This window comes from Aminiphilus circumscriptus DSM 16581 (genome assembly GCF_000526375.1).
GTDB classification, from domain to species: Bacteria; Synergistota; Synergistia; order Synergistales; family Aminiphilaceae; genus Aminiphilus; species Aminiphilus circumscriptus.
The window spans coordinates 506,671-531,851 of record NZ_JAFY01000002.1 but is presented as its reverse complement, the minus strand read 5'-3'; the positions used below and the strand labels follow the sequence as shown (position 1 = coordinate 531,851).

22 protein-coding genes are annotated in these 25,181 nt (G+C 62.4%); 19 read left to right on the top strand and 3 right to left on the bottom strand.

Features of this window, described 5'->3' with window-relative positions; translation table 11 throughout:
- Positions 1-2: 2 nt before the first annotated feature.
- From K349_RS0103150 to K349_RS0103070, 15 genes are all read left to right on the top strand, one after another.
- Positions 3-800 carry an ABC transporter ATP-binding protein gene (locus tag K349_RS0103150; protein ID WP_051464181.1) on the top strand — a complete coding sequence of 266 codons (798 nt, stop codon included), beginning with the start codon at positions 3-5 and terminating at the stop codon, positions 798-800.
- Positions 797-1,504 (top strand): ABC transporter ATP-binding protein, encoded by a 708-nt coding sequence (locus K349_RS0103145; protein WP_476726741.1) that lies wholly within the window; start codon positions 797-799, stop codon positions 1,502-1,504. The genes K349_RS0103150 and K349_RS0103145 overlap by 4 nt, the downstream gene beginning before the upstream one ends.
- Positions 1,505-2,211: 707 nt before the next feature.
- On the top strand, positions 2,212-2,787 hold the full coding sequence (gene ilvN / locus K349_RS0103130; RefSeq protein WP_026368414.1) for an acetolactate synthase small subunit: 576 nt from the start codon (positions 2,212-2,214) through the stop codon (positions 2,785-2,787).
- Between the two features lie 232 nt (positions 2,788-3,019).
- Positions 3,020-4,030 carry a ketol-acid reductoisomerase gene (ilvC, locus tag K349_RS0103125; RefSeq protein ID WP_026368413.1) on the top strand — a complete coding sequence of 337 codons (1,011 nt, stop codon included), beginning with the start codon at positions 3,020-3,022 and terminating at the stop codon, positions 4,028-4,030.
- A gap of 77 nt (positions 4,031-4,107) precedes the next feature.
- Positions 4,108-5,664 (top strand): 2-isopropylmalate synthase, encoded by a 1,557-nt coding sequence (locus K349_RS0103120; protein WP_026368412.1) that lies wholly within the window; start codon positions 4,108-4,110, stop codon positions 5,662-5,664.
- Positions 5,645-6,925 carry a 3-isopropylmalate dehydratase large subunit gene (locus K349_RS0103115; protein WP_026368411.1) on the top strand — a complete coding sequence of 427 codons (1,281 nt, stop codon included), beginning with the start codon at positions 5,645-5,647 and terminating at the stop codon, positions 6,923-6,925. The genes K349_RS0103120 and K349_RS0103115 overlap by 20 nt, the downstream gene beginning before the upstream one ends.
- Positions 6,926-7,008: 83 nt before the next feature.
- The gene (locus K349_RS0103110) at positions 7,009-7,221 is read left to right on the top strand and encodes a hypothetical protein (protein ID WP_026368410.1); all 213 of its coding nucleotides are present in this window, start codon (positions 7,009-7,011) and stop codon (positions 7,219-7,221) included.
- A gap of 15 nt (positions 7,222-7,236) precedes the next feature.
- On the top strand, positions 7,237-7,797 hold the full coding sequence (locus K349_RS0103105) for a 3-isopropylmalate dehydratase small subunit (RefSeq protein WP_026368409.1): 561 nt from the start codon (positions 7,237-7,239) through the stop codon (positions 7,795-7,797).
- Between the two features lie 35 nt (positions 7,798-7,832).
- Entirely contained in the window at positions 7,833-8,969 is a 1,137-nt protein-coding gene (locus K349_RS16235) for an isocitrate/isopropylmalate dehydrogenase family protein (protein WP_034264214.1), read from the top strand.
- A 64-nt stretch (positions 8,970-9,033) separates the two neighbouring features.
- Complete coding sequence (gene ilvB / locus K349_RS0103095; RefSeq protein WP_026368408.1) at positions 9,034-10,737, top strand: biosynthetic-type acetolactate synthase large subunit; 1,704 nt, start codon at positions 9,034-9,036, stop codon at positions 10,735-10,737.
- A 227-nt stretch (positions 10,738-10,964) separates the two neighbouring features.
- Entirely contained in the window at positions 10,965-11,936 is a 972-nt protein-coding gene (locus K349_RS0103090; protein WP_026368407.1) for a TRAP transporter substrate-binding protein, read from the top strand.
- Positions 11,937-11,943: 7 nt separating this feature from the next.
- Entirely contained in the window at positions 11,944-12,363 is a 420-nt protein-coding gene (locus tag K349_RS16230) for a TRAP transporter small permease (RefSeq protein ID WP_245587991.1), read from the top strand.
- Between the two features lie 104 nt (positions 12,364-12,467).
- The gene (locus K349_RS0103080; RefSeq protein WP_026368406.1) at positions 12,468-13,742 is read left to right on the top strand and encodes a TRAP transporter large permease; all 1,275 of its coding nucleotides are present in this window, start codon (positions 12,468-12,470) and stop codon (positions 13,740-13,742) included.
- Positions 13,743-13,847: 105 nt separating this feature from the next.
- The gene (ilvD, locus tag K349_RS0103075; protein WP_026368405.1) at positions 13,848-15,509 is read left to right on the top strand and encodes a dihydroxy-acid dehydratase; all 1,662 of its coding nucleotides are present in this window, start codon (positions 13,848-13,850) and stop codon (positions 15,507-15,509) included.
- 150 nt (positions 15,510-15,659) lie between these two features.
- On the top strand, positions 15,660-16,487 hold the full coding sequence (locus tag K349_RS0103070) for a Cof-type HAD-IIB family hydrolase (RefSeq protein ID WP_026368404.1): 828 nt from the start codon (positions 15,660-15,662) through the stop codon (positions 16,485-16,487).
- A gap of 117 nt (positions 16,488-16,604) precedes the next feature.
- Here K349_RS0103070 and K349_RS0103060 read toward each other — a convergent pair whose 3' ends face one another.
- Positions 16,605-17,777: an aminotransferase class V-fold PLP-dependent enzyme gene (locus tag K349_RS0103060; RefSeq protein ID WP_026368403.1), complete on the bottom strand. Its 1,173-nt coding sequence runs from the start codon at positions 17,775-17,777 to the stop codon at positions 16,605-16,607.
- A 298-nt stretch (positions 17,778-18,075) separates the two neighbouring features.
- On the opposite strand from K349_RS0103060, the gene K349_RS16225 reads away from it, so the two are divergent.
- The 4 genes from K349_RS16225 (at position 18,076) to K349_RS0103030 (ending at position 22,019) form a co-directional block, all read left to right on the top strand.
- Positions 18,076-19,365 carry a 4Fe-4S binding protein gene (locus K349_RS16225; protein ID WP_051464180.1) on the top strand — a complete coding sequence of 430 codons (1,290 nt, stop codon included), beginning with the start codon at positions 18,076-18,078 and terminating at the stop codon, positions 19,363-19,365.
- A gap of 425 nt (positions 19,366-19,790) precedes the next feature.
- A complete protein-coding gene (locus K349_RS16220) occupies positions 19,791-20,153 on the top strand; it encodes an ArsR/SmtB family transcription factor (protein ID WP_026368402.1) in 363 nt (120 codons plus the stop codon).
- A 148-nt stretch (positions 20,154-20,301) separates the two neighbouring features.
- Entirely contained in the window at positions 20,302-21,285 is a 984-nt protein-coding gene (locus K349_RS0103035; protein ID WP_026368401.1) for an ABC transporter ATP-binding protein, read from the top strand.
- Complete coding sequence (locus K349_RS0103030; protein WP_026368400.1) at positions 21,282-22,019, top strand: ABC transporter permease; 738 nt, start codon at positions 21,282-21,284, stop codon at positions 22,017-22,019. The genes K349_RS0103035 and K349_RS0103030 overlap by 4 nt, the downstream gene beginning before the upstream one ends.
- 153 nt (positions 22,020-22,172) lie before the next feature.
- Here the strand turns inward: K349_RS0103030 and K349_RS0103025 are convergent, their stop codons facing one another.
- Together K349_RS0103025 and K349_RS0103020 are read right to left on the bottom strand one after the other, a co-directional pair.
- Complete coding sequence (locus tag K349_RS0103025) at positions 22,173-23,063, bottom strand: isocitrate lyase/PEP mutase family protein (protein ID WP_026368399.1); 891 nt, start codon at positions 23,061-23,063, stop codon at positions 22,173-22,175.
- 95 nt (positions 23,064-23,158) lie between these two features.
- Positions 23,159-25,012 (bottom strand): TRAP transporter permease, encoded by a 1,854-nt coding sequence (locus K349_RS0103020; protein ID WP_026368398.1) that lies wholly within the window; start codon positions 25,010-25,012, stop codon positions 23,159-23,161.
- Positions 25,013-25,181: the final 169 nt, after the last annotated feature.

Sequence of the window (25,181 nt, the reverse complement as noted above, 5' to 3'; positions counted from 1 at the left end):
CCATGACGACTCCACAGGACACATCCCGGCCGATTCTCGACGTGCGTAACCTGAGCATCGCCTTCGGCGGTCTGAAGGCGGTGACGAACTTCACGCTCTCCCTTCCGGAGGGAGAGCTGGCGGGGCTCATCGGACCCAATGGAGCGGGGAAGACCACGGTCTTCAACATGCTCACGGGTATCTACGCGCCCACGGAAGGAGAAATCCTCTTCCGCGGTGAAAGTCTGGTGGGGAAACCCACCCACGACTACACGATCCGGGGCATCGCCAGAACGTTCCAGAACATCCGCCTCTTCAAGAATCTGTCCGCCCTGGACAACATCAAGATCGCCCGGCATCCCCGGATCACCTACGGGCTCGTTCCCGCCTTCCTGCGCTCTCGAAGCGTGGCGGAGACGGAACGCCAGGTGGAGGAGGAGTGCCTCGTCCTCCTGGAGAAACTCAACCTGCTTCCCTTCGCCGACACGCTGGCCACGAACCTGCCCTACGGCATCCAGCGGCGGCTCGAAATCGCCCGTGCCCTGGCCACTTCGCCGAAGCTCCTTCTTCTGGACGAGCCCGCAGCGGGGATGAATCCCCAGGAGGTGGACACCCTGGCGGACTCCATCACCTGGATCAGAAAAGAGTTTCAGGTGACGATCCTCCTCATCGAGCACCACATGCAGCTCGTCATGGAGATCTGCAACCGCATTTCCGTCCTGAACTTCGGCGTCACCATCGCCGAGGGACAACCCGAGGACATCAAGAACGACCCGAAGGTCATCGAAGCCTATCTCGGCAAAGGGGGGAAGGTGGCATGATGCTCGACGTGAAGGACCTCCGCGTCGCCTATGGCGCCATCGAGGCCGTGAAGGGCGTCTCCTTCTCCGTGGAAAAGGGGGAGATCGTCACGCTCGTGGGCGCCAACGGCGCGGGCAAGACGAGCATCCTCCGGGCCATCTCAGGCCTCGTTCCGGCCAAAACGGGGGAGATCCTCTACCAGGGGCGAAACCTCGTGGGCGTTCCTCCTCACGACATCGTCAGCGCCGGCATCACCCACGTTCCGGAGGGACGCCTCGTCTTTCCCAATCTCACCGTGGAGGACAACCTGCTTCTGGGTTCCTACATCCGCAAGGACACCGCCGCCATCGCCGAGGACATGGAGAGAGTCTTCTCGCTCTTTTCCCGTCTCAAGGAACGGCGGCATCAGGAGGCGGGTACTCTTTCCGGAGGCGAGCAGCAGATGCTCGCCGTGGGCAGAGCCCTCATGGGACGGGGAACGCTCATGATTCTCGACGAACCCTCCATGGGACTCGCGCCGATCCTCGTCGAGGAGGTCTTCCGGACCATCGTGGAAGTCCGCAAGTCCGGCATGACCATTCTCCTGGTGGAGCAGAACGCCAACATGGCCCTCGCCATCGCCGACCGGGGCTATGTCCTTGAGACGGGGCGCATTGTCCTCAGCGGCAAGGCGTCGGACCTGGCCGCCATGGACGAGGTACGTGCGGCCTACCTGGGGCGCTGAAGAGAGAAGAGAGCAGCCCGCTCCGACATACCTCGCACCGCCTGTTTTCGGAGCGCAAGGTTCCCGAAGGTGTTTTTTTCACCGGGATTGTGCGATGCGGCAGGGATTTCGCGGGATGCCGCGAAAGATTCCGCGAACACGCGGACAAAAATTCCGTTCCTTTCCCTCGCCTCCAGGCGAGCAAGGCCGGAGGAGAAGGGTGCCTCAGGCCTTGCAATATCTGCACGAAAAGCCTATGCCTGTTCTTTTTGAAAGTTCCCGGAAGAACGGAATTTTTGCTCCTTCCGCAACAAAAGATGACACTTTTGAAAAAGAGGGTTGACACAGAACACAAAGGAGCCTAGAATGTCCAACAACTCGAACGGCCCAGCCGAACGATGACCGAAGCTCACAAAAAGGAGGGATGACTCGTGCACGAGACACAGGCCGCAACAGTGATTCGCTCTTCTCTGGCCCTTATTCTGCTTGTAGTCCTTATTCTTCGCTGCGGGTCCCCTCCCGGAGCGCTCGGTCGCATGTAACCGACCGAAGGGCTACCAGGGCCGGGACCCGCAAGACGGGTCCCGGCCCTTTTTTCATATGTTTTGCCTTACGCAATTACCGTAGCAAAGAAAAGTTCGAGACACGACTGCGGAGAGTCCGAGCGCCGCGAAGGGCGGCGGGGAAGCATTGACAGTGCACCACCATCCGAGTGAGGAGGGAAGGGCATGCGGCACAAACACACCACCATCAGCGTTCTGACGGAGGATCATCCCGGAGTTCTCTCGCGGCTTTCCGGGCTCGTGTCCCGGAGAGGGTACAACGTGAACAGCCTAAGCGTGGGGCGCACGCATCAACCTGGACTTTCCCGGTTCACTCTGGTCGTAGGCGGGGACGACGTGCCCGCGGACCAGATCGTGAAGCAGCTGGAAAAGCTCGTGGAGACCGTGGAGGTCCGCAGCCTGAACAGAAATCCCTTCGTGGAGCGGTGGATGATGCTCGTGAAGGTCCACGCTCCCATGGATGTCCGTCCCCACGTCCTCCAGACCGCGGAGGTCTTCCGTTGTCGCGTGGTGGACATGGGGGAGGATGCGGTGATCCTGGAGCTCACGGGCGATCAGGGGAAAATGGATGCCTTCGTCGAGGCGGTTCGCCCCTTCGGCATCCTGGAAGTGGCCTCCAGCGGCGCCGTCGCCATGGAACGCGCCGGATTCGCCGCCGATTCCCGCACGTCCCGGCAGGAGATTCCCGTCCGCGAGACGAAGACGGAATCCCTGCGACATCCCGAACCTTCATTCGCATGAATCCGCGCCGGGGAGAGCAGATGTGCTCCCCGGCGCGATCTCTGAAACGACCGAGGAAGGGAGGAGAAAAGACCCCGGCATCAACCCGGGAAGAACGTCTCGGAAAAGACGCGTTCAAAGGGCTGCAACATCGGACGAAGACAGGACAAGGCATTCTTTCCGGGGCGCATTTCGCGCTTTTTTCGGAGAGATCCCGAATCGGATCGAGGAAAAAGCTGAAGGAGGAAGAAACGTGGCAAACGTGTACTACGACAAGGACGCACAGATGAAGGTACTCAAGGGCAAGACCGTGGTCATCCTCGGATACGGCAGTCAGGGTCATGCCCATGCCCAGAATCTCCGCGACAGTGGTGTGTCGGTGCTCATCGGTCTTCACGAGGGCAGCCGTTCGAAAAAAACCGCCGAAAAGGACGGCTTCGAGGTACTCTCCGTGGCAAAGGCCGTCGCCAAGGGAGACATCGTCATGTTCCTCATGCCCGACCACGTCCAGGCGAAGGTCTATCGGGAGGACGTGCGCCCCAACCTGAAGAAGGGTGCCACTCTCGCCTTTGCCCATGGGTTCACCATTCATTTCAACCAGGTGGAGCCCCCGAAGGACACGGACGTCTTCATGATCGCCCCCAAGGGACCGGGCCATCTGGTCCGCCGCATGTATGTAGAGAAAAAGGGCGTTCCCGGCCTCCTGGCCATCTACCAGGATGCCTCCGGCAAGGCGAAGGATGTGGCCCTCGCCTACGGTTCCGGCATCGGCTGCGGCCGGGCGGGCATCATCGAGACCACCTTCGCGGAGGAGACCGAGACGGACCTCTTCGGCGAACAGGCCGTTCTCTGCGGCGGCGTGACGGAGCTGGTGAAGGCCGGATTCGACACGCTCGTCGACGCGGGATACCAGCCCGAGATCGCCTATTTCGAGTGCCTCAACGAGCTGAAGCTCATCGTGGACATGATGTTCGAGGGCGGCCTGGGCTGGATGCGCTATTCCGTGAGCGACACCGCCAAGTACGGCGATTGCGTCGCCGGTCCCAAGGTGGTGGATGCGCACGTACGGGAGAACATGAAGGAACTCCTCCGCCGGGTGCAAAGCGGCGAATTCGCCAGGGACTGGATCCTCGAAAACCAGTCCGGCCGTCCGGTCATGAAGAAGTGGATGGAGCGGGAGAAGAATCATTCCATCGAGAAGGTCGGCGCGGAACTGCGCAAGATGATGCCCTGGATGGAGGCCAAATCGGCTCCGGAGGATTGAGGAACAGCGTTCCTTCTCCGCTTTCGGGAGGCGCCGGAGCGGAGAAGGGCCTTGGCAGGGAAGGAGTCTGAGAGAAGATGAGCGAGGATTTCGTACGCATTTTCGACACCACGTTGCGGGACGGCGAACAGTCCGCGGGAATCAACCTGAACTGCGCGGAAAAACTCCAGATCGCCCACCAGCTCGCCCGCCTCCAGGTGAACGTCATCGAGGCGGGATTTCCCGCCGCATCGCCGGGGGATTTCGAGGCCGTCCGGAGCATCGCCGAGCAGATTTCCGGCCCTGTCATCGCCGGGCTCGCCAGAACGAGGACGGAGGATCTCCAGGCCTGCGCGGAAGCGGTTCGTCCCGCCGCTCGTCCCCGGATCCACACGTTCATCGCCACCAGCGACATCCATCTCCAGTACAAGCTGAAGATGACCCGTGAAAAGGTCCTCGAAGAAGTCAAGCGCGCCGTCGCCGTCGCCCGGTCTCTCGTTCCGGACGTGGAATTCTCCGCGGAGGACGCGAGCCGCTCGGACATCGACTTTCTCGTGGAGGTCTTCAAAATCGCCATCGCCGAAGGGGCGACCACCATCAACATTCCCGACACGGTGGGCTACGCGGTCTCCAAGGAATTCGGCGCCTTCGTCCGGGAGATCATCACCCGGGTGAACGCGGGACCCGACGTGATCTGGTCCGTGCACTGCCACAACGACCTTGGGCTCGCGGTGGCGAACTCCCTCGAGGCCGTGGCCTCCGGGGCCAGGCAGGTTGAGTGCACCGTGAACGGTATCGGAGAGCGGGCGGGGAACGCCTCCCTGGAGGAGATCGTCATGGCCCTGCGGACGCGGAAGGACCGTTTCGGCGTGGAGACCCGGCTGGACACCAAGCGCCTCTACGGCGCGAGCCGTCTCGTGTCGCGCCTCACGGGCGTGCAGGTTCCGCCGAACAAGGCCATCGTCGGCGGCAACGCCTTCGCCCACGAGGCGGGAATCCACCAGCACGGCGTGCTCTGCAACAAGGCCACCTACGAGATCATGACTCCCGAGGACGTGGGAGCTCCGGGAAGCCAGCTCGTGCTGGGAAAACACTCGGGAAAACACGCCTTCCGGAAACGCCTGGAAGATCTGGGGTACAACCTCACGGAAACCCAGGTGGGAGAGGCCTTTTCTCTCTTCAAGGAACTCTCCGATAAAAAGGAGATGGTCACCGACGGAGATCTGGAGGCCCTCGTGGTGGACGACATCCTCGCCGTTGTGCCGAGCCGGCGTTTCGTCCTCAAGGACTTCAGCGTCAACCTCGCCGGAAAGGGAAGAGCCACTGCTTCGGTAACCCTCCACGATGGCACGGAGGAGCGAAGCGACGCCGCGACGGGGAACGGTCCCGTGAACGCCTCCTACGCGGCGATGATGCGCATCGTTGGCTTCAAGCCCGAACTCGTGAGCTACAAGATCACCGCCGTGAGCGAAAAGTCCGACGCGGTGGGAGAAGCGGACATCGTCCTCAAAACGGACAAGCTCGTGGCGAGGGGACGCGGCGCCAGCACGGACGTCATCGAGGCGAGCATCAAGGCCTACGTGAACGCCGTGAACCGCCTCTATCAACTCGCCGCCGCAAAGGGAGTGACACTGCATGCCTCGAACGCTGCCTAGCGCGATTCTGGCGGCGCACACGGCTGATTCCGCCAAGGAGGGGGACATCTGTTCCGTCCGGGTGGACTTCGCCTTCGCCAACGACATCACCGCTCCTCCCGCAATGCGCGCATTCCGGGAGATGGGCGCCCGCAAGGTCTTCGATCCGGACCGGTGCGCCATTCTGCCCGATCACTTCACGCCCAACAAGGACATCGCGGCGGCCCAGCAGGCCAAGGAGGCCCGGGACTTCGCCCGTGAGATGGGCATGCTTTACTGGGAAGTGGGACGGGTGGGCGTGGAACATGCCTTCCTTCCCGAGCAGGGGCTTCTTCTTCCCGGCGACATCGTTGTGGGCGCGGACAGCCATACCTGCAGCGGCGGCACCCTCGGGGCCTTCGCCACGGGCATGGGTTCCACCGACCTGGCCGCCGCCTGGGCGCTGGGAGAGACCTGGTTCCTCGTGCCCCCCACCATCCGGGTGGATTTCGAGGGAACGCGTGCGCCCTGGATCACCGGCAAGGATTTCATTCTCGCTCTTCTGGGGCGCATAGGTGTTCAGGGAGCACGCTACGCCGCCCTGGAGTTCGGCGGCACCGCCGTGAAGGATCTTCCCCTGGACGACCGCTTCACCGTGGCCAACATGGCCGTGGAAGGCGGCGCCAAGGCGGGGATCTTCGTTCCCGACGAGGCGGTTCTCGCCTACGCAAAAGCCCGGGGCAGGCGCTCCTTCGAGGCGATCTACCCCGACGAGGATGCGTCCTACGCCCAGCGCATCGAGATCGACGTAGCAGCTCTGGAACCACTCGTGGCGGCCCCCAGCTCTCCGGGGAACATGCGGCGTGCGGCGGAGCTCTCCGGGACCAAGGTGGAACAGGTCTTTCTCGGCTCCTGCACCAACGGAAGGCTTCGGGACATGGAGCTCGCGGCGAAACTGCTCAAGGGACGGCGCGTCGCCGATTCGGTACGGTGCATCGTCATCCCCGCCTCCTACGAAGTCTTCGCGGAATGCATGAAGCGGGGCTATCTGGACATCTTCATCGAGGCGGGTGCCGCCGTGAGCACCCCTACCTGCGGCCCCTGTCTGGGCGGACACATGGGCATTCTCGCCGCGGGAGAACGTTGTCTTGCGACGAGCAACAGGAACTTCGTGGGACGCATGGGGCATCCTCAGAGCGAAGTCTATCTTGCGGGCCCCCTCGTGGCGGCGGCCACCGCTGTGACGGGCCACATCACCGATCCCCGGGAACTCGTCTCCGGGGATTTTTGGAAGGGCCTTTGAGCCGGAAGAGGCTTCATTAGAGGCTTCATTTTTGTGCAACAGAGCAATAGAGCGGCACAAACAAACGAAATGAGGTGGAGAAGATGACACGCAAGGAATCGGAAAGAAAGGAACGCATGGAGTTTCCCCAGACCTACTCCCATTTTGCCTTCTCCTTCGAGAACGGATCTCCGCTCTTCACCCGGGAGAAGCAGGACGTGCGGAGTGCGCCGGAGAAGACCGACTATCTGGGAGGACTTTTCTGCGGCCCCTTCGGAGAACCGTACCGAGACCCTTGGCAGGACGACCAGGTCTGAGAGGAGACCTTCTTCATGGCAGAGACCGAGAACCGGAGCAACCAGGCATCTCCCCGGGAAACCCGCCTTGAGGGAAATGCCTGGAAGTTCGGGGACGACATTGACACGGACGTGATCATTCCCGCCCGCTATCTCGTCACCAGCGATGCGGCGGAGCTGGGTAAGCATTGCATGGAGGACGCGGACCCCGCGTTCGTCTCCAAGATCTCCGGGGGAGACATCATCGTCGGGGGCGAGAACTTCGGCTGCGGCTCCAGCCGCGAGCACGCGCCCCTGGCGGTGAAGGGGGCGAAGGTATCGTGCATCATCGCCGCCTCCTTCGCGAGAATCTTCTTCCGCAACGCCATCAACGTGGGGCTTCCCATCTTCATCTCCCCCGAGGCGAGCGCGAAGATTCAGCCCGGAGACCGTCTCTCCGTGGACGGAGTTGCCGGGGTCATCACCAACCTCACCCGCAACGAAACCTATGCCGTCGCGCCCTTTCCTCCCTTTCTCCAGGAACTTATCGCCACGGGAGGACTCGCGCCCTATGTGAAAAAGCGCCTCGCCGCGCAGGAACAGGCCGTCTCCGCCTGACCGCCCCATATCCCGAGAGGAGCGAAAACGCATCCATGAAGTCGACCTCGAAATCCTACAGAATCGCCGTCATCCCCGGGGACGGCATCGGCAAGGAAGTCACCGCCGAGGCGCAAAAAGTGGTGAACGCCGCGGGAGAGACCTGCGGTTTCGGTGTGGAGTGGCATCCCTATCCCTTCGGGGCGGACCACTATCTGCGCACCGGGGAAATCTTTCCCGACTCCGTCCTCGGCGAACTCGAACAGTGCCAGGCCGTGCTCCTCGGCGCCATCGGCGACCCCAGAGTCAAGCCGGGCCTTCTCGAGCGGGGCATTCTGCTGCGGCTTCGCTTCCACTACGACATGTTCGTGAATCTGCGCCCCGCCCGCAGTTTTCCCAACACACCCCTTCCCGTGGCCATTCCCGAGGGAAAGCGCATCGACACCGTGGTGGTCCGGGAAAACACGGAGGATTTCTACATGGGCATCGGCGGCGAGGGACGGGGGGGCGATCTCTCCTTTCCCGTCGAGATCTCCCGGGACCTCTACTCCGTCAAAGGCACCACGACCCTTTCCTTTTCTCCCGAGACGAACGCGGCGGTGCAGCTCGGCCTCGCCACAGAAGAGGGCGTGCGCCGCATCGCCGCCTACGCCTGCGACACCGCACGGCGCCGGGGTGAAAAGAGCGTTCTTCTGGCGTCCAAATCCAACGCCCTGCCCCAGATCTACGGCTTCTGGGAGACCATCGCCGGAGACGAAGTGCGCGGGCAGGGGCTGGACTTCCAGGTGGCCAACGTGGACGCCCTCTGCTACCACCTGGTGCGGAATCCCTGGAAGTACAACACCATTCTCTGTCCCAACATGTTCGGAGACATCGTGAGCGACCTCCTGGCGGGCATCGCGGGAGGACTGGGTGTCGCCGCGGGGGCGAACATCGGCAAGGGGCTCGGCATGTTCGAGCCCGTCCACGGCTCCGCGCCGGACATCGCAGGAACGGGAAGGGCCAATCCGCTCGCGGCGATTCTCTCCGCTGGGCTCATGCTCTTTTCCCTCGGAGAGACCGAAGCGGCGGCGAGAATCGAGAGTGCCGTGGAAAACGTCCTCGGCAAGGCCGACAAGGCCACGCTTCCCGCGGAGTTCGGCGGCGGAGCCACTTGCAGCGCCGTCGGGGACGCCGTGGCGGCGGCAGTGTAGCCGGAACGGAGACGATCCGCGAAAAGCTCCGAAAAACGCTCCAGAAAAGAGAGGAGAGACGATCATGACGATGACCGGAGCCCGAATGGTGGTGAAGGCTCTTGAGGCGGAAGGAGTGGAGGTGGTTTTCGGCATTCCCGGAGGCACCGTGGTGACACTTTACGACGCGCTCTACGACGCACAGTTCAAACACGTCCTTGTACGACACGAACAGGCCGCCTGCCACGCCGCCGACGGATACGCCCGCGCCTCGGGAAAAACCGGAGTCTGCATCGCCACGTCCGGCCCCGGAGCGACGAATCTCGTCACGGGCATCGCCAACGCCGCCATGGACTCCGTTCCTCTCGTGGTGCTTACCGGGCAGGTCCTGACGAGCCTCATCGGCACCGACGCTTTTCAGGAGGCGGATATCTTCGGCGCCACGCTTCCCATGGTGAAACACAGCTTCTTCGTGAAGAATACGGAGGACCTCCAGCGGGCTCTTCGGGGGGCTTTTCACATCGCGGGGTCGGGGCGTCCTGGGCCGGTCCTCGTGGACATCCCCGCGGACGTACAGCGTGCCTCCGGAGCCTTCGCCTATCCACCGGAGATCTCTTTCCCCGGCTACGACCCCAAGGGAAAAGAAAATCTCGCCGATCTGGACCTCGCCCTGGATGCACTGCTCTCCGCGTCCCGACCCGTTCTCATCGCGGGAGGCGGCGTCATCCTCAGCGGGGCCTGGGACTCCCTCCTTCGTCTGGCGGAGGAGCAGGGTATTCCCGTGGTCAACTCCCTCATGGGCAAGGGAGCGTTCCCAGAGACACACCCTCTTTCCCTGGGGCTCGTGGGAATGCACGGCATGCCCTGGGCGAACCTGGCCGTCTCGGGCGCGGATCTCGTGATCGGCGTCGGAACCCGGTTCTGCGAACGCAGCACGGGACGCAAGGACCGCTACGCCCCGAAAGCGCGGATTCTCCACATCGACCGGGATCCCGCGGAGATCGACAAAAACATTCCCGCCACGTACCGCCTGGTGGGAGACGCGAAAAAAGTGCTCGACCTGCTTCTGGAAGGAACAAAGAGGAAAGGCCGGGAACGGACGAAGGCGAATCGGGAGGCGTGGCACGCCGCCATCGCGGAGTGGCGCCGGGCCTATCCGCTGCAGTCCACGTTCCCCCGGGAGGAACTCGCCCCCTGGAACATTCTCGCGGCCCTTCGGGAGCGGGCGGGAAAGGATATGCCGGTGGTCACCGAGGTAGGACAGCATCAGATGTGGGCCGCCCAGTACTGGACAACCGAGATCCCCAGAAATTTCATCACCTCCGGCGGTCTCGGCACCATGGGCTTCGGCCTTCCCGCCGCGGTGGGCGTCTCCCTCGCCCGAAGCACGCCCCGGGGACCAGCGCCGGTGGTGTGCATCGCCGGAGACGGCAGCTTCCTCATGAACTGCCAGGAATTGGACACCGTCGCCCGCTACGGACTGCCCGTGAAGATCGCCCTGTTCAACAATGCCTCTCTGGGAATGGTCCGGCAGTGGCAACAGCTTTTCTGGAACGAGCGATACAGTTTCACTCGCACCGAGGGGTACGACGTGGAAAAACTGGCCGGCGCTTTCGGCATTCCCGCCCGGCGGGTGGACTCGAATGCGGATCTGGCCGAGGCCGTCTCGTGGCTCTTCGACACCGAGGGACCTGCGGTGGCGGATTTCCGCATTCCCCAGAAGGACCTGGTCCTTCCCATGGTCCCCGCCGGAGCGGCTCTGGATGAATTTCTCCACACCATCGTTTAGGGGGAGGCACCGAACGGAATCCTTCGATGCGCGGCGTTTCCGCCGGATCGTCGCATTCTTTTCCGGAGATGTCCCGGGAGAAAAGTCAACGGGACTCTCCATTGACGGCACTACGATGATGAGGTATAGAAAATGCACCGTCCGCGGGGGAAGGCGGCTTCCGAAGAAGTGCGCCTTCCTCTCCTCTTGCGGTCGGAGGGCATTCATCTTTCAGGAGGTGTAGGGATATGAAACGTCTTCTGCTGTTGTGCACCGTCGCGTGTCTTCTGCTCGCCCTCGCGGGGAACGCCCTCGCGGCGACGGAGATCAAGCTCGCCCACGTGGTGAACGAAAAGGACGCGTTCCACCTGGCGGCGGAGAAGTTCAAGGAACTTGTGGAGAAGGGCTCCGGCGGAGAACTCTCCGTGACACTCTTCCCCAACGCCACGCTCGGCGACGAGCGGACCCTGCTGGAGCGCATGAAGATGGGCGTGGTGGACATGGGCATCATCACCAACGGTCCCATCATCAACTTCGTGCCCACCTTCGGCGCCATCGACCTGCCCTTCCTGTTCCGGGATCCCGAGCATGCCTACAAGGTCCTGGACGGCCCCATCGGCCAGGAACTCCTCGCCGCTCTCGAGCCCCAGGGATGGAAGGGGCTCGCCTTCGCGGAGCGGGGCTTCCGGAACCTGACGAACAACAAGAGGGCCGTCAACACTCCCGAGGACGTGAAGGATCTCAAGATCCGGGTCATGCAAAACCCCGTCTACGTGGATTCCTTCAAGGCTCTCGGCGCCAACGCGGTCCCCATGGCCTGGACGGAGGCCCTTACGGCACTTCAGCAGGGAACCGTGGACGGGCAGGAGAACCCCCTGAACGTCATCGTGGCCTTCAAGCTCTACGAGACCCAGAAACACCTGGCGCTCACGCGCCACGCCTATGCCCCCGCACCCTTCATCATGAGCCTGAAGACCTGGGACAAGCTCTCCGACGCCCAGAAGGAACTCGTGAAGAGCGCCGCCCAGGAAGCCGCGGAGTTCGAGCGTGCGTCGAACAACAAGAGTGAGGCGGAATGGCTGGAGCTGGTGAAGCAAAACGGCATGGAAGTCACCACCCCCGACACGGAGGCCTTCCGCAAGGCCGTGGAATCCGTGTACGCGCAGTACGGGCCCCAGTTCGGCGAAGAGCTGATCCGGAAGATCCTGGACACCAAGTAGGGGCGTCATGACTGCAGCGACGAACCGGGAGGAGGGGCCTCGCCCCCTCCTCCTTCTTCTCAGCGACCGCATCAACGACGCGAGCGAGTGTTTCCTCTTCTTCCTCATGCTCCTCATGATCGCCGTCACCACGCTTCAGGTGGTCTGCCGTTTCTTCTTCACCGCCCTCGCCTGGTCGGAGGAACTCACCTGCTTTCTCCTCGTCCTGGCATCCCTCGTCGGAGCTGCCTGCGCCTTCAAAAGGGGCAGTCATATGGCCGTGACCTTCCTGGTGCAGCGCCTTCCCCAGGGGCTCCAGAGACTCCTCGCCCTGCTCGTGCACATTCTTGGCGTGACCTTCTTCGCCGTGGTGGCTTGGTACGGCGCCGCGCTGGTCCGCTCCGAGGGTTCCCAGACCACGCCGGCCCTGGGCATCTCCATGAGCTGAGTCTATTTCATGTACCCCCTTTTCGGCAGCATCATCATCCTTCATCTTCTCTCGGGACTTCTGACATTGTGGAAGGCGAAACGCCTTCCACAGGAGGAATGACCATGGGGCTTCTTCTCGGCGGCAGTTTCCTTCTACTCATGCTCCTGGGCGTTCCCATCGGTCTTGCCATCGGACTCGCCGCGCTGGCCTCCTTCGTGGCGAGCGGCTTTCCCCTGGAAATGGTGCCCCAGACCCTCTTCGAGGGAAACAACTCCTTCGCCCTCGTGGCGGTACCCTTCTTCGTTCTCGCCGGGGACATCCTCGCCGGCGGCGGCATTTCGGAGCGCATCGTGGCCTTTGCGGAAAGCGGCCTGGGACGCATCAAGGGAGGGCTCTCCATCGTCTCCACCATGGCCTCCATGTTCATCGCCGCCATCTCCGGCTCCGGTGCAGCCACCACGGCGGCGGTGGGGTCGGCCCTTCTTCCTTCGCTCAAGCGCAAGGGGTACGACCTCTGCTTCTCCTCGGCGCTCATCGCCAGCGCAGGCACCACCGGCGTGGTCATCCCTCCCAGCGTTCCCATGGTGCTCTACGCGGTCATCGCCGGAGAATCCGTGGCAAAGCTCTTTCTCGGCGGTTTCCTTCCCGGGGCGCTCATGGGAACGGGGCTCATCGCCTACGCCATCTGGATCGCCCACCGGCACGACTATCCCCTGGGAGATCCCGTACCGGGAGTTGAGAAGTGGCGCCGTTTCTGCAACGCCCTGTGGGGACTGCTGACTCCGGTGATCATCCTCGGGGGCATCTTCTCGGGGATCTTCACTCCCTCCGAGGCGGCGGCCATCGCCGTGGACTACACGCTTCTCGTGGCCTTCCTCATCTACCGGAGCCTCACGTGGAAACAGTTCTACCGCATCGTCGTGGGCGCGGGGATCACCTCGTCCCTGATCATGTTCATCATCGCCACGGCAAAGCTCTTCGGCTGGGGGCTGGCTTTTTACCAGATCCCCGAGGCCGTGGCGGGAACACTCATGAACCTGGCGGGCAACCGCCCTCTGTTGATCCTTCTCATGGTGAACATCATCATCCTCCTGGCGGGGATGTTCATGGAGACCGCATCGGCGCTCATCATCCTCACGCCCCTCTTCCTCCCCACCATCCAGAAGATCGGCGTGGACCCCATCCACTTCGGGCTCATCCTCGTCATCGGCCTGGCCATCGGCATGGCCACACCTCCCGTGGCGATCAACATCTACGTGGCCAGCGCCATCACGGGGCTCACCCTGGAGCAGATCAGCCGGGCCATCGTGCCCATGGTGCTCATCCTCGTGGCGGTGCTCCTTCTCGTCACCTACCTGCCGGGGATCACGCTCCTCCTTCCCCGGCTGCTTCTCTGACCGCGCAGTCCGGAGGAGGCAACCGCTCATTCTTTCGCGGAAAAGGCAGGGGCGGCAGGGGCTTGGGGGAATCTCGTTCTACACATTGCAAAGGGGGAAACGGACATGCGCAGTGATCTCGCAAAACAAGGGCCCCATCGGGCACCGCACCGCTCGCTCATGAAGGCGGCGGGCTACACGGACTGGGAAATCCGCCGTCCCTGGATCGGGGTGGTGAACGCCTACAACTCCATCATTCCCGGCCACGTTCACCTGGAACGTCTCGTCGAGGCCGTCAAGGCCGGTGTCTACGCCGCAGGCGGGCTTCCTCTCGAATTCCCCGTGATCGGCGTCTGCGACGGCATCGCCATGAACCACATCGGAATGAAATTCTCCCTGGCGAGCCGGGAACTCATCATGGATTCCATCGAGGTGATGGTGCAGGGACACGCTCTGGACGCCCTCGTGATGGTCACGAACTGCGACAAGATCATTCCCGGCATGGCCATGGCGGCAGCGAAACTCAACATTCCCTCCCTCATCGTGAGCGGCGGCCCCATGATGGCGGGACGCCACGGCGGGCGCGACATCGACCTCTCCAACGTCTTCGAGGCCGTGGGAAAGCACGCGGCGGGACGCATGACCGCCGAAGAGCTGGAAGAGATCGAGAACTGCGCCTGCCCCGGATGCGGTTCCTGCGCGGGCATGTTCACCGCCAACACCATGAACTGCATGATGGAGGCACTGGGGCTCGCCCTTCCCGGCAACGGCACCATTCCCGCCGTCACCGCCGCCCGGGAGCGCCTCGCCAAGGATGCGGGGCTCGCCGTCATGACGCTGGTGGAGCGGAATATCCGCCCCAGGGACATTCTGACAAAAGATGCCTTCGACAATGCCGTCGCCGTGGATATGGCCCTCGGAGGCTCCACGAACACGGCGCTGCACCTTCCCGCCATCGCCTGGGCTGCGGATGTGACCCTTCCTCTCGAACGCTTCGACGAGATCGGCCGCATCGTCCCCCACATCTGCAGCATGAGCCCCGGCGGATCCCATCACATTCAGGACCTCGCCGCCGCGGGAGGAGTCCAGGCGGTCATGGCACAGCTCCTCGCGGCGGGAAAGATCTCCGGCGAATGCCTCACCGTCACGGGGCGCACCTGCGGCGAAAACGTGGTGAACGCACGGGTGCTGGATCCCACGGTGATCCGCCCCCTGAGCGACCCCTATCACGCCGAGGGGGGCATCGCCATCCTCAAGGGGAACCTCGCCCCCGACGGCGCGGTGGTGAAGCAGTCCGCCGTGGCCCCGGAAATGCTCCGCCACGAGGGCCCCGCCCGGGTCTTCGACTCCGAGGACGAGGTCACGCAGGCGATTCTGAAAGGGGAGATCCGCTCCGGCGACGTGGTGGTCATCCGCTGCGAAGGCCCCAAGGGAGGGCCGGGCATGCGGGAGATGCTCACCCCCACCTCCGCCCTGGCGGGCATGGGACTCGACAAGAGCGTGGCCCTTCTCACCGACGGACGCTTTTCCGGCGCCACCCGGGGTTCCTGCACCGGGCACATCTCCCCCGAAGCGGCGGCGGGCGGTCCCATCGCCCTCGTGAAGGACGGAGACCGCATCCGGATCGACATTCCGGCGAGAACGCTGGAGCTACTCGTCTCCGAAGAAGAACTCGCCGTCCGCAGGACATCCTGGACACCAAAGCTGCAGCCCGTGGACAGCCCCTTCCTCAACCGCTACCGTCATTTCGTCACCAGCGGTGCCCGCGGGGCTGTACTGGAGTTATGAACGAAAAAAGAGTACACTTGATGTAATCATTTCGGTCCGCGTTCGACGAGAACCCCTTCTCTCGTCCACCGCCGCTCCGGTGAGGTTTCACCGGAGCGGCGGTGTGTGTGCATCCGGAAAGGGCGTCGACGCGATCCAAGGAGGACTTTCATGACCCACGCATGCACATCCCAAAAGTACAAACTTGTCGCCATCGATCTGGACGGTACGCTCCTCCGGTCGGACAATACCGTCTCCTCCCGTACCCTCGCCGCCGCCCGGGCCTGCGGCGAGGCGGGAGTCACGCTCACCATCGCCACGGGGCGCATGTTCCGTTCCACCTCGCCCGTGGCGGAGACTCTCGGGCTCGACGCGCCGCTCATCACCTACAACGGCGCACTGATCCGCACGGCCCGAACGGGAGAAACCATCTTCCATCATCCCATGGATCTCGATCTGGCCAAGGAAGTCCTTCGCTTTTTCCGGGAGCGGCACTGGTACATCCAAAGCTACATCCGGGACGTGCTCTACGTGGACACGGAGAACGACAAATCCCGGTATTATGGCAACCTCGCCTTCACCGACCCGGTTCCCCTCGGCTTCGAACTCTATGTTCCCCAGGATGCACCCACAAAGCTCCTGGCCATCGCCGACGACGAGGAGCAGATCCTTCTCATGCGGGACAGCGTGAAGGCCCATTTCGGGGATCGCCTCTTCGCGGCCATTTCCAACCCGCTCTTCCTGGACATGGCCTCCCCGGAGGTGAACAAAGGAAAATCCCTGGCACTCCTCGCCAAACGCCTCGGCGTCTCCCGGGAGGAAACCCTTGCCATCGGCGATTCGGAGAACGACCTGCAACTCTTCGAGGCCGCGGGGTTCCGCGTGGCCATGGACAACGCCAGACAATCCCTCAAAGATGCCGCCGACGCGGTGACGACATCCAATGACGAGGACGGCGTCGCCCTCGCTCTGGAGCGCTACGTCCTGGAAAACTGCTGAAAAGACACATCCCGTCCGGAAAGATCTCCCCGGACGGGATGTGTGCACTGCGCTTCCTCTTTTTTCCAGGATCGGAATCCGCTTTCCGGAGAAAACCTCCTTTGCAGTTCCACTCCGTCAGCGTCGCTCCTTCGCAAGAGTCGCCAGCCCCTCAAGGCAGACCCGCAGCTCCCTCTCCTCGGTAAAGACCCCCGGGGAGAGGCGCAATGCCCCTCCCGGAAAGGTCCCCAGCGTCCGATGCGCCAGGGGAGCGCAGTGGAGACCGGGACGGGTTTCGATGCCCCACCGCTCCGCGAGCTCGAAGGCGAGGGTGCCGTTGTCCCATCCGTCCACGTTGAGGGCCACCACGGACAACCGCCGCTCCGGGTCGTTCCCGCCTCCGGCGATGCGGCATCCGGGAATCCGCGTCAGCTCCTGCCGCAGCATCTCTCCGAGGTCTTTCTTCCGGGCCCTCCGGGCCGCCATGGCATCGCCCCGTACCTCCCGCAGCGCCGCGAGAAGCCCCGCCACCCCCAGCAGGTTCGGCGTTCCCGCCTCGAACTTGTCCGGAAGCACAAGGGGCTGCCGCTCCTCCGCGGAGAAGCTCCCCGTTCCTCCGTCCAGCAGGGGAAGGACTTCCCGGGCGAAGTCCGGTCGCCAGACCACACCCCCGATGCCCGGAGGTCCCAACAGACTCTTGTGTCCGGTAAAACAGAGAGCCGCCAGGTTCAGCGACGACGCCGAAAGGGGAGTTTCGCCCCCCGTCTGGGCCGCATCGAGCACCAGAGGCACTCCGTTCCGGAAACAGAGGGATGCCACCTCCTCCAGGTCCTGCACGGCGCCGCAGACGTTGCTCGCGTGACTCAGCACCATCAGGTCCGCCCCCTCGCCGAGGCGGTACTCCAGCTCTTCGAGGCGAAGAAATCCCTCGTCGTCGCAGGGAAGGACGTTCACCTCCAGGCCGCGCTCCTCCTGAAGCCGTCGCAGAGGGCGGATCACCGCGTTGTGCTCCATGGAAGTGGTGAGCACCGTCATGCCAGGCTTGCAGAACCCCTTGAGAACCAGATTCAGGGCTTCCGTCACGTTTCCCGTGAAGGTCACGTACCGCGGATCGCCCTTTTCGTAGCCGCCGAAAAAGGAAGCCAGCTCCTCGCGGCAGGTAGTCACCAGATCCAGTGTGCCCAGATCGCGCTTGGAGGCACTTCCCCTCGCCAAATTCGCCCCCCCTTCGACGAGAAAAGCCGTCACGGCCTCGGCCACTTCGGGTGGCTTGGGCCAGGTGGTGGCCGCATTGTTCAGATAGATCGCCATGGAGCGTCACCTCGCCGCACGTCAAATGATATGGAATATCATTTATTGTAACACGGAATTAGAGTGTTTCCCCCTGTTCTCGCGTTCCCCAGAGGAGTATGCTTAAAAACAAAGGCATGTATTACCTCCGAAATAGCATAGTGCTGATAAGAAGAAACATTGAGAGGAGGAAAACGACAATGACGGAGAAACGGACCCAATGGCTTCGCTACGCCGTACAGGGGAGCTTTTTCGCCTTTCTCATGTGGATTGGATGGCGTCATCAGGTTCTGGGGGTGGCCCCCAGGGAGTGGGGAGTGTGGATGCCTACTGCCCCCTCGGCTTCGTCGAGAGCCTGTACAGTGTTTTTACCTCCGGAGACTGGCTCCGCCGCACTGCCCCGAGCACCTTGGTCCTCCTCGCGGGAATCGTGCTGGGAGGACTTCTCGTGGGGCGCGTCTTCTGCGGCTGGATCTGCCCCCTCGGCACCCTGGGAGAGTGGAGCGCGACCCTGGGAAGAAGGCTGGGCATCCGGCGCAGGGAACTTCCCGAGGCAGTGGATCGTTCACTGCGTGCGCTGAAATACCTTGTTCTCGCGGTCGTGGTGGGACTTGCCTGGCGCACAGGATCGCTCGCCTGGCGCGATGTCGATCCCTGGGTGGCGGCCATGCATGCCACGGAAGGGTGGGCGGGTGTTCTCGAGCGCCCCTGGGCCTACGGAGTCCTCTTCGGAGCCGTGCTCCTCGCCTCTCTTTGGATCGAGCGTTTCTGGTGCCGCTACCTCTGTCCCCTCGGCGCACTCCTGGCTCCGCTCCAGAAACTCGGACTCGCCAAGATCCAGCGGAACGAGACGACATGCATCTCCTGCGCCGCCTGCACGTGGACCTGCCCGGTGCGTCTCGATCCGATGACAACGGTCCGAACTGTGAGCAGCGAATGCATTGCCTGCGGGCGCTGCATCGCCGCCTGTCCTGTTCCGCGCACGCTGGAATTCGCCGCTCCCGGAAAGCCGGAAAAACCGCCCTGCCGTTTTTCCACCCTGACGGTGGGACTCGTGGGGCTTTTCTTTTTCTTTGGTGCCTACGGCACCGCAAAAGTGACGGGACACTGGGCGACCTTCTACGCGCCGCCGGAGGGTACGCTCACGGGGGTCCGTTCCGTGGAGGGCGTCTTCGGCTGGATGACCTTCGAGCAGGCGGCAAAAACCGTCGGACTGCCGGTGGAACAGGTTCTCGCCCTAGCGGAACTTCCCGACGACACTCCCAGGGACGTGTCCATGAAAAAACTCGACGGCGTGAACGACGAGGCCGTCAAGAATGCTCTCGTCGCCTATTTCACCTCCCTGGAGTCCAGGGAAACCTCGCAGGGACAAACTACGGGACAACCCGGAAGTACCTCCACTCCTCCGTCAAGCCCTGACAGCGTCCGGGGTTCCATGACCCTTCTCGACGTAGGGTCCACCTTCGGACTCGACCCCGCAGCCATCCTCGCCGAGGCACACTGGCCGCAAGAATCCTCCCTCGACCGTCCGCTCAAGGAGTTGGCGGTGGAATCTGGAAAGGAAGTTCAGGAGATCCGGGACGCCGTGTCGCGGCTGCTGAAGCGATGAACGCCGGAATTCGAGCCGAGCCAGACCGCAGCCGTATGTTGTTCGTCCGGCAACGATGAGACGCACCTTCTTCCTTCTTCTCTCGGAAGGCATGACATGCAAAAAATGAGGGGGGACGATCAAGTCCCTTTGATCCGTTCCTCGCACTTGTGCGAGAGATCTTGTGTGTTATCGATCTATCCTTGGTCTTCCGAAGCGCTCAAGAAATTTTACGTGTCCACATGGAGATGAACGCAGGCTCCGAGTCCGGGCTTTCCGGCCTCGGGGCCTTTTTGCTTGACTCTCTCGATTCGTTCGTAAAAAAACGGTTTCTGTGCGTCCTTCAATTGGGAAGAGCGCGAATGCGAACCTCATCACCCTCCTTGACAGATGAAGAGAGGAGATTTAAAGTATCTGCGTTGATACTTAAATAAAAAGGAGGCACCATGACGACTCCGGAGGAATTGGCCGCTCTTTTCAAAGTGCTTTCCGTGGAGACAAGGGTGCGGATGATCGCCCTTCTCAGACAGCGTCCGCTCTGCGTCAACGCCCTCGCCCGAGCTTTGTCCATCACCCCCGCGGCGGTGTCCCAACATCTGCGGATCCTTCGGGCCGCTGCGCTCGTCCGGGCGGACAAGCGCGGCTATTTCGTCCATTACGCCATCAACGAGGAGACGCTAGCGGCATGGCGGGGCACGGCACTCGAACTTTTCGGCGCAGCTCCTCCGGAAGAGGGACATTACGGCATCGCCGTCTCAACGGCGCAAAAAGCACTTGATGAGGGCAACCCCCTCGGGAAAGGAGAATGACCATGTGTGAGAAGGAATGCTGCTGCAGAAAACCTGAGCATCTGAAGGGCAAACCCGGAGAATGTTCGCCCGAACGGATACGGGAGTGTCACGGCGACGAAAAGCCCCATCCCTGTATCTGCAACGAGGACGAAAAGCCCCTTTCGTGATGACGGACGTTCTGGTCGCCTCAGGGCTGCGCAAGCGATTCGGAGACGTACAGGCCCTGGCGGACGTGTCCTTCTCGGTCCGCCGGGGTGAATTTTTCGGCTTCCTCGGCCCCAACGGAGCGGGAAAGACGACCACCATCAACCTTCTCACGGGGCTTGCGCGCCCTGACGCCGGAACGATCCGAGTGGGCGGACTCGACTGTACACGAAACCCCAAGGCCGCCCAGCACCTTCTCGGCGTCGTCTCCGACGAGAGCAATCTCTATCCGGAATTGTCCGGATTCGACAACCTCGCCTTCTGCGGTGCGCTCTACGGCATGGGCAAGACGGAGCGCCGACACCGTGCCGGAGAGCTCCTGGAGATCTTCGGCCTCGCCGAGGCGGGGCATCGCCTCTTCGGAGGCTATTCCAAAGGAATGAAACGCAAACTCACCATCGCTGCGGGGCTTCTCCACAAACCGGAAATCCTCTTTCTCGACGAACCCACCACGGGAATCGACGTAGCCAGCGCCCGGCAGATCCGTCGCATTCTGGCGGATCTCCATCGCGACGGAACGACCCTTTTTCTCACAACCCACTACATCGAGGAGGCGGAGCGCCTCTGCGACCGCATCGCCTTTCTGGTAAAAGGGCGCATCATCCGCATCGACTCGGTGGAGCACCTCCTCACGCCTCTCCAAAAGCGGCATCGCCTGCGGGTTTGCTGCGGCGGTCTTTCCGGAGAGGTTGTCGACATCCTTCCACCAGTCTTTCCCGATCTGACCTTTTCCTGTCCCGCCGAGGACATGCTTCTCGTCGAGGCGGACCAGCCCGTTGCCATCGGTCCCCTCGTGCGCCTTCTGGAAGAACACGGCGCCCAGGTGCTCGAAGCGGTACGGCTCCGCCCCTCCCTTGAGGATGTCTTCGTGGAGATCACGGGCATCGAGGCGGATGCACTGCACCGGGAAAAGGAGAAATCGGGAGCGAAGGGGGGAACGTCATGAAGCAGTGGATCGCCTTCTGGAACATCCTCGTCAAGGACATGCGGGCCTATTACCTGAAACCGCCCAACATCAGCTGGGGAATTCTCTTTCCTCTCGCCTGGACGGGCATGTTCTTCCTGCGCTCCGGCAGGGGCATGGAGGATCTCCCCTCCGTCCTGCCCGGCGTCGTGGCCGTGTCCGTTCTCTTCGGCAGCACCTCCATGCTGGCCGTGACGGTGACCTTCGAAAAGAAAGAGCGCGCCTTCGACCGGCTCCTTCTGGCGCCCATCTCCCTTGAGCTGCTCATGCTCGCCAAGACAGCAGGGGCGGTCCTCTTCGGCGTGGCGGGTGCCTTCGTCCCCGTGCTTCTCGCGGGCTTTTTCATCACTCTCCCCCCCGTCGCGTGGGGCATCTTCGCTCCCACAGTACTCCTTCTCGCCGTGGTCTCCACCTTCTTCGGGCTCTTCATCGCCGTTGCCGTGCGAGAGGTCTTCGAGGCCCAGACTTTTTCCAACTTTTTCCGTTTTCCCATGCTCTTCCTCTGCGGTCTCTTCGTTCCCCTGGAGCGGTTGCCCCTTTTTCTCCGCCCCCTGTCCTACGCACTTCCCCTCACTTACGGTGCGGATCTTCTCCATGGTGCCGTCTCGGGAACCAACACCATGTCCTATTCGCTGGACTTCACCATCCTCGGCGCCTTCTGCATCGGGCTCTTCGCGGCGAGCCTTCGGAACATCCGCCGCAAATGGATCCTGTGACGGCAAGGGGGGGATCCTGGAATTTCGAAGCTCTGGAAAGCGAGGGAACAGCGCGCCAGCGAAACGGCAGGCGGAGAGGGACTTCCTCTCCGCCTGCCGTCTGCGTCACCGGTGGGAATGCGTGTCGCCCTCGCTCTGGGCGACGGTCTGCGCTCAGTCCACGAACTTGGGAAGGAACTCCTTTTCGAGGGTCCGGAAGGTAGTGTATCCCGCAACCTCCTTGAACTCCGCGAAGGAGGAGACGAGATCGGTCCGTCCCGGCGCGAGCGCTCCGCCCTTGATGGCCTCAAGGTAGCGCTCCACGCCGCGGAAGGCGGCGAAGGTCGTGCCCACGGGAATGCTCACCCGAGCGACTCCCATCTCGCGCAGCTCCTCCACGGGAATAAGGGGAGTCTTGCCTCCCTCCACATTGTCGAAGAGATTGATGCTCACGGGAGCCTTGATCTCCTTCACGGCCTTGACGATATCCTCCCGGGTTCTGGGAGCCTCGACGAAGATCATGTCCGCTCCGGCATCCGCATAGGCATTTCCCCGACGGATCGCTTCGTCGATGCCGGAGACGGCGATGGCATCGGTACGGGCGTTGATGACGAAATCCGGATCGAGTTCGTTCCGCACTTTCGCGCAGGCCTTGATTTTGAGAACCATCTCCTCCGTGGGGATGATCTGCTTTCCCTCCATATGGCCGCACCGCTTGGGAAAATACTGGTCCTCGATGTTCATGCCCGCCGCGCCGATGCGAATGAAGCCCTCGGTGACGAACATGGCGTTGATGCTGTTGCCGTATCCGGTGTCGGCATCGGCCATGACGGGAATCTTCACGGCCTTGATGATGTTGAACGTGAACGCCTGAACTTCGCTGAACGTGATGAAAGCCATGTCGGGCAGGCCGAGATACGTGGCGGCCAGGCCGAAGCCGCTGACCTGGAGCGCCTCGAAACCGGTCTTTTCGATGAGCTTTGCGGAGATCACATCGTGTGCTCCGGGAACAACCAGGGCCTTCCGCTGCTGAATGAGTGCCTTGAGTTTCGTCGATGTCTTCATGAGAAATCTCCTCCGTCAGAGAGAATGGAGCACGTCCCGAATGTGGCACGGCCCTCGAAAAACCTTGCGAAAAAAGACCTGCGGAATTGCCCGGGTCAGGCTCGTCCGCTTTCGCCCCCTTTTCGCGCACGCCATTTCTGAAACATGAAAATTCCTCCGAAAAGCGCCACACCAACCACGTCGGTGGCGGATCCGGGCATAAGAAGGAACAACGCCGCGGCAAAACAACACAGGCGCTCCACGAAAAGCAGAGGGGAGAACAGGTATCCCTCGGTGGCGACGGCAAGAACGTACACCCCCGCGAAGGCGCTCAACACCGCGAGCCCGGTGACCCACGGAGAGGCAACATTGGTGAGCAAAATCTCCGGGGAGTACATGAAAATGAAGGGAATCAGAAATCCTGTGAGTGCCAGCTTCACCGACGTGAACGCCGTTCTGTTGGGATCCGATCCGGCAATGCCCGCCGCGGTGTAGGCTCCGACGCAGACCGGGGGCGTGATGGAGGAAAGGGCGGCGAAATAGAACACGAACATGTGCACGTCCAGAGGTTCCGACCCAAGCAGGATGAGAGCCGGAGCGGCCACCGCACTGGTCATGACGTAGCTCGCCGTTGTGGGCATGCCCATGCCGAAGATCACCGCGAGAATCATGGTGACCACCAGGGTGGGGAAGAACCGTCCCTGCGTCACGGCGAGTACCACGTCGCCGATCTTGAGGGCCACCCCCGTGGCACCCATCATGCCGATGACCACACCCACGATGGTACAGGCGATGGCAACGGAAAGGGCCGTTTTCGATCCCGCTTCGAGCGTCGCCACCAACCCCTTCAGATCGAGACGGCTCTCCTTTCGCACATAGCTGAAGACCACGGCGGCACCGATGCCCCAACAGGCAGCGTAAAGGGGATTGTAGCCACGGAGCAGAAAATAGATGATCACCGCCAAAGGAATCGCCTTGTAGCCGTCCCGAAAAAGCACGTCCCGCAGCCGTGGGAGCTGGGAACGGTCCAGGCCCCTGATTCCCAGCTTGTCCGCCTCGATACCCAGCGCACACCAGATACCCCAGAAGTAGAGCAGTGCCGGCACGATGGCCGCCAGGAGAACCTTCATGTAGGGAACCCCCAGAGCATCGGCGATGATGAACGCCGCCGCCCCCATGACGGGAGGCATGATCTGTCCTCCCGTCGAGGCCGCGGCCTCGACCGCTCCTGCGTAGTGAGGTTGAAAACCCACCCGTTTCATCAGGGGAATGGTGAAGGCCCCCGTGGTGGCCACGTTCGCGGAGGTGCTGCCGCTGATGGTCCCCATGAGTGCGCTGGCCAGTACGGCGATCCGTGCGGGACCGCCCTTCATGTGCCCTGTGAGAGCCATGGAGAAATCGTTGAAGAACGTGGACGTCTTCGTGGAGTCCAGAAAGGCCCCGAAGAGGATGAAGAGAAAGATGTACGTGGCCGACACGCCCGCCACGAGGCCGAAAAGTCCGTCCGTGGTGAGGTAGAGTTCCTCCACGATGCGGGGGATGGAGAGCCCGAAGTGCCGGAGCGGTCCCGGCAGAGACCTTCCGAAATAGGCGAAGAGCAGGAACAGACTGCAGAAGACGGGCATGACATTACCCAGGGTTCTTCGGGCCGCCTCGAAGACGAGCGCCGTGAACACGATCCCCAGATAGATCTCGTAGTCCAGATACATGCCCGCCCTGGAGGCGATGGCGTCGTAGTTGAAGAACACGTAGAGAGAACAGAACGCCCCGAGGCCGGCACAGATCCAGTCGAGCGGCGAAGGCCGCTCCATGGGAGAACGGGAGGTCGCCGGATACAGGAGAAAAATCAGCGCCAGCACGAAGGCGATGTGGAAGCTCCGTTGCTGCATCGAAGGAAAGAGCCCGAAGAACGCCGTGTAGAGATGGAAGACGGCGAGAAGCACCGTGAGCGCAGTGACCACGTACTTCACGGGCCCGGCGAAGGAGCGCTTCCTCCGCCCCGGTTTTTTTTTCCGAAGAGACCATTTGCGCGGAACCGTCGTTTGGCGTTCCGATCATCGTTCATTCCTCCATGACATCCTACAGAAACGGACGGAGCGGGTGAAACCGGAGAGACGGAAAAGGAGTTCCGCCCCGCCC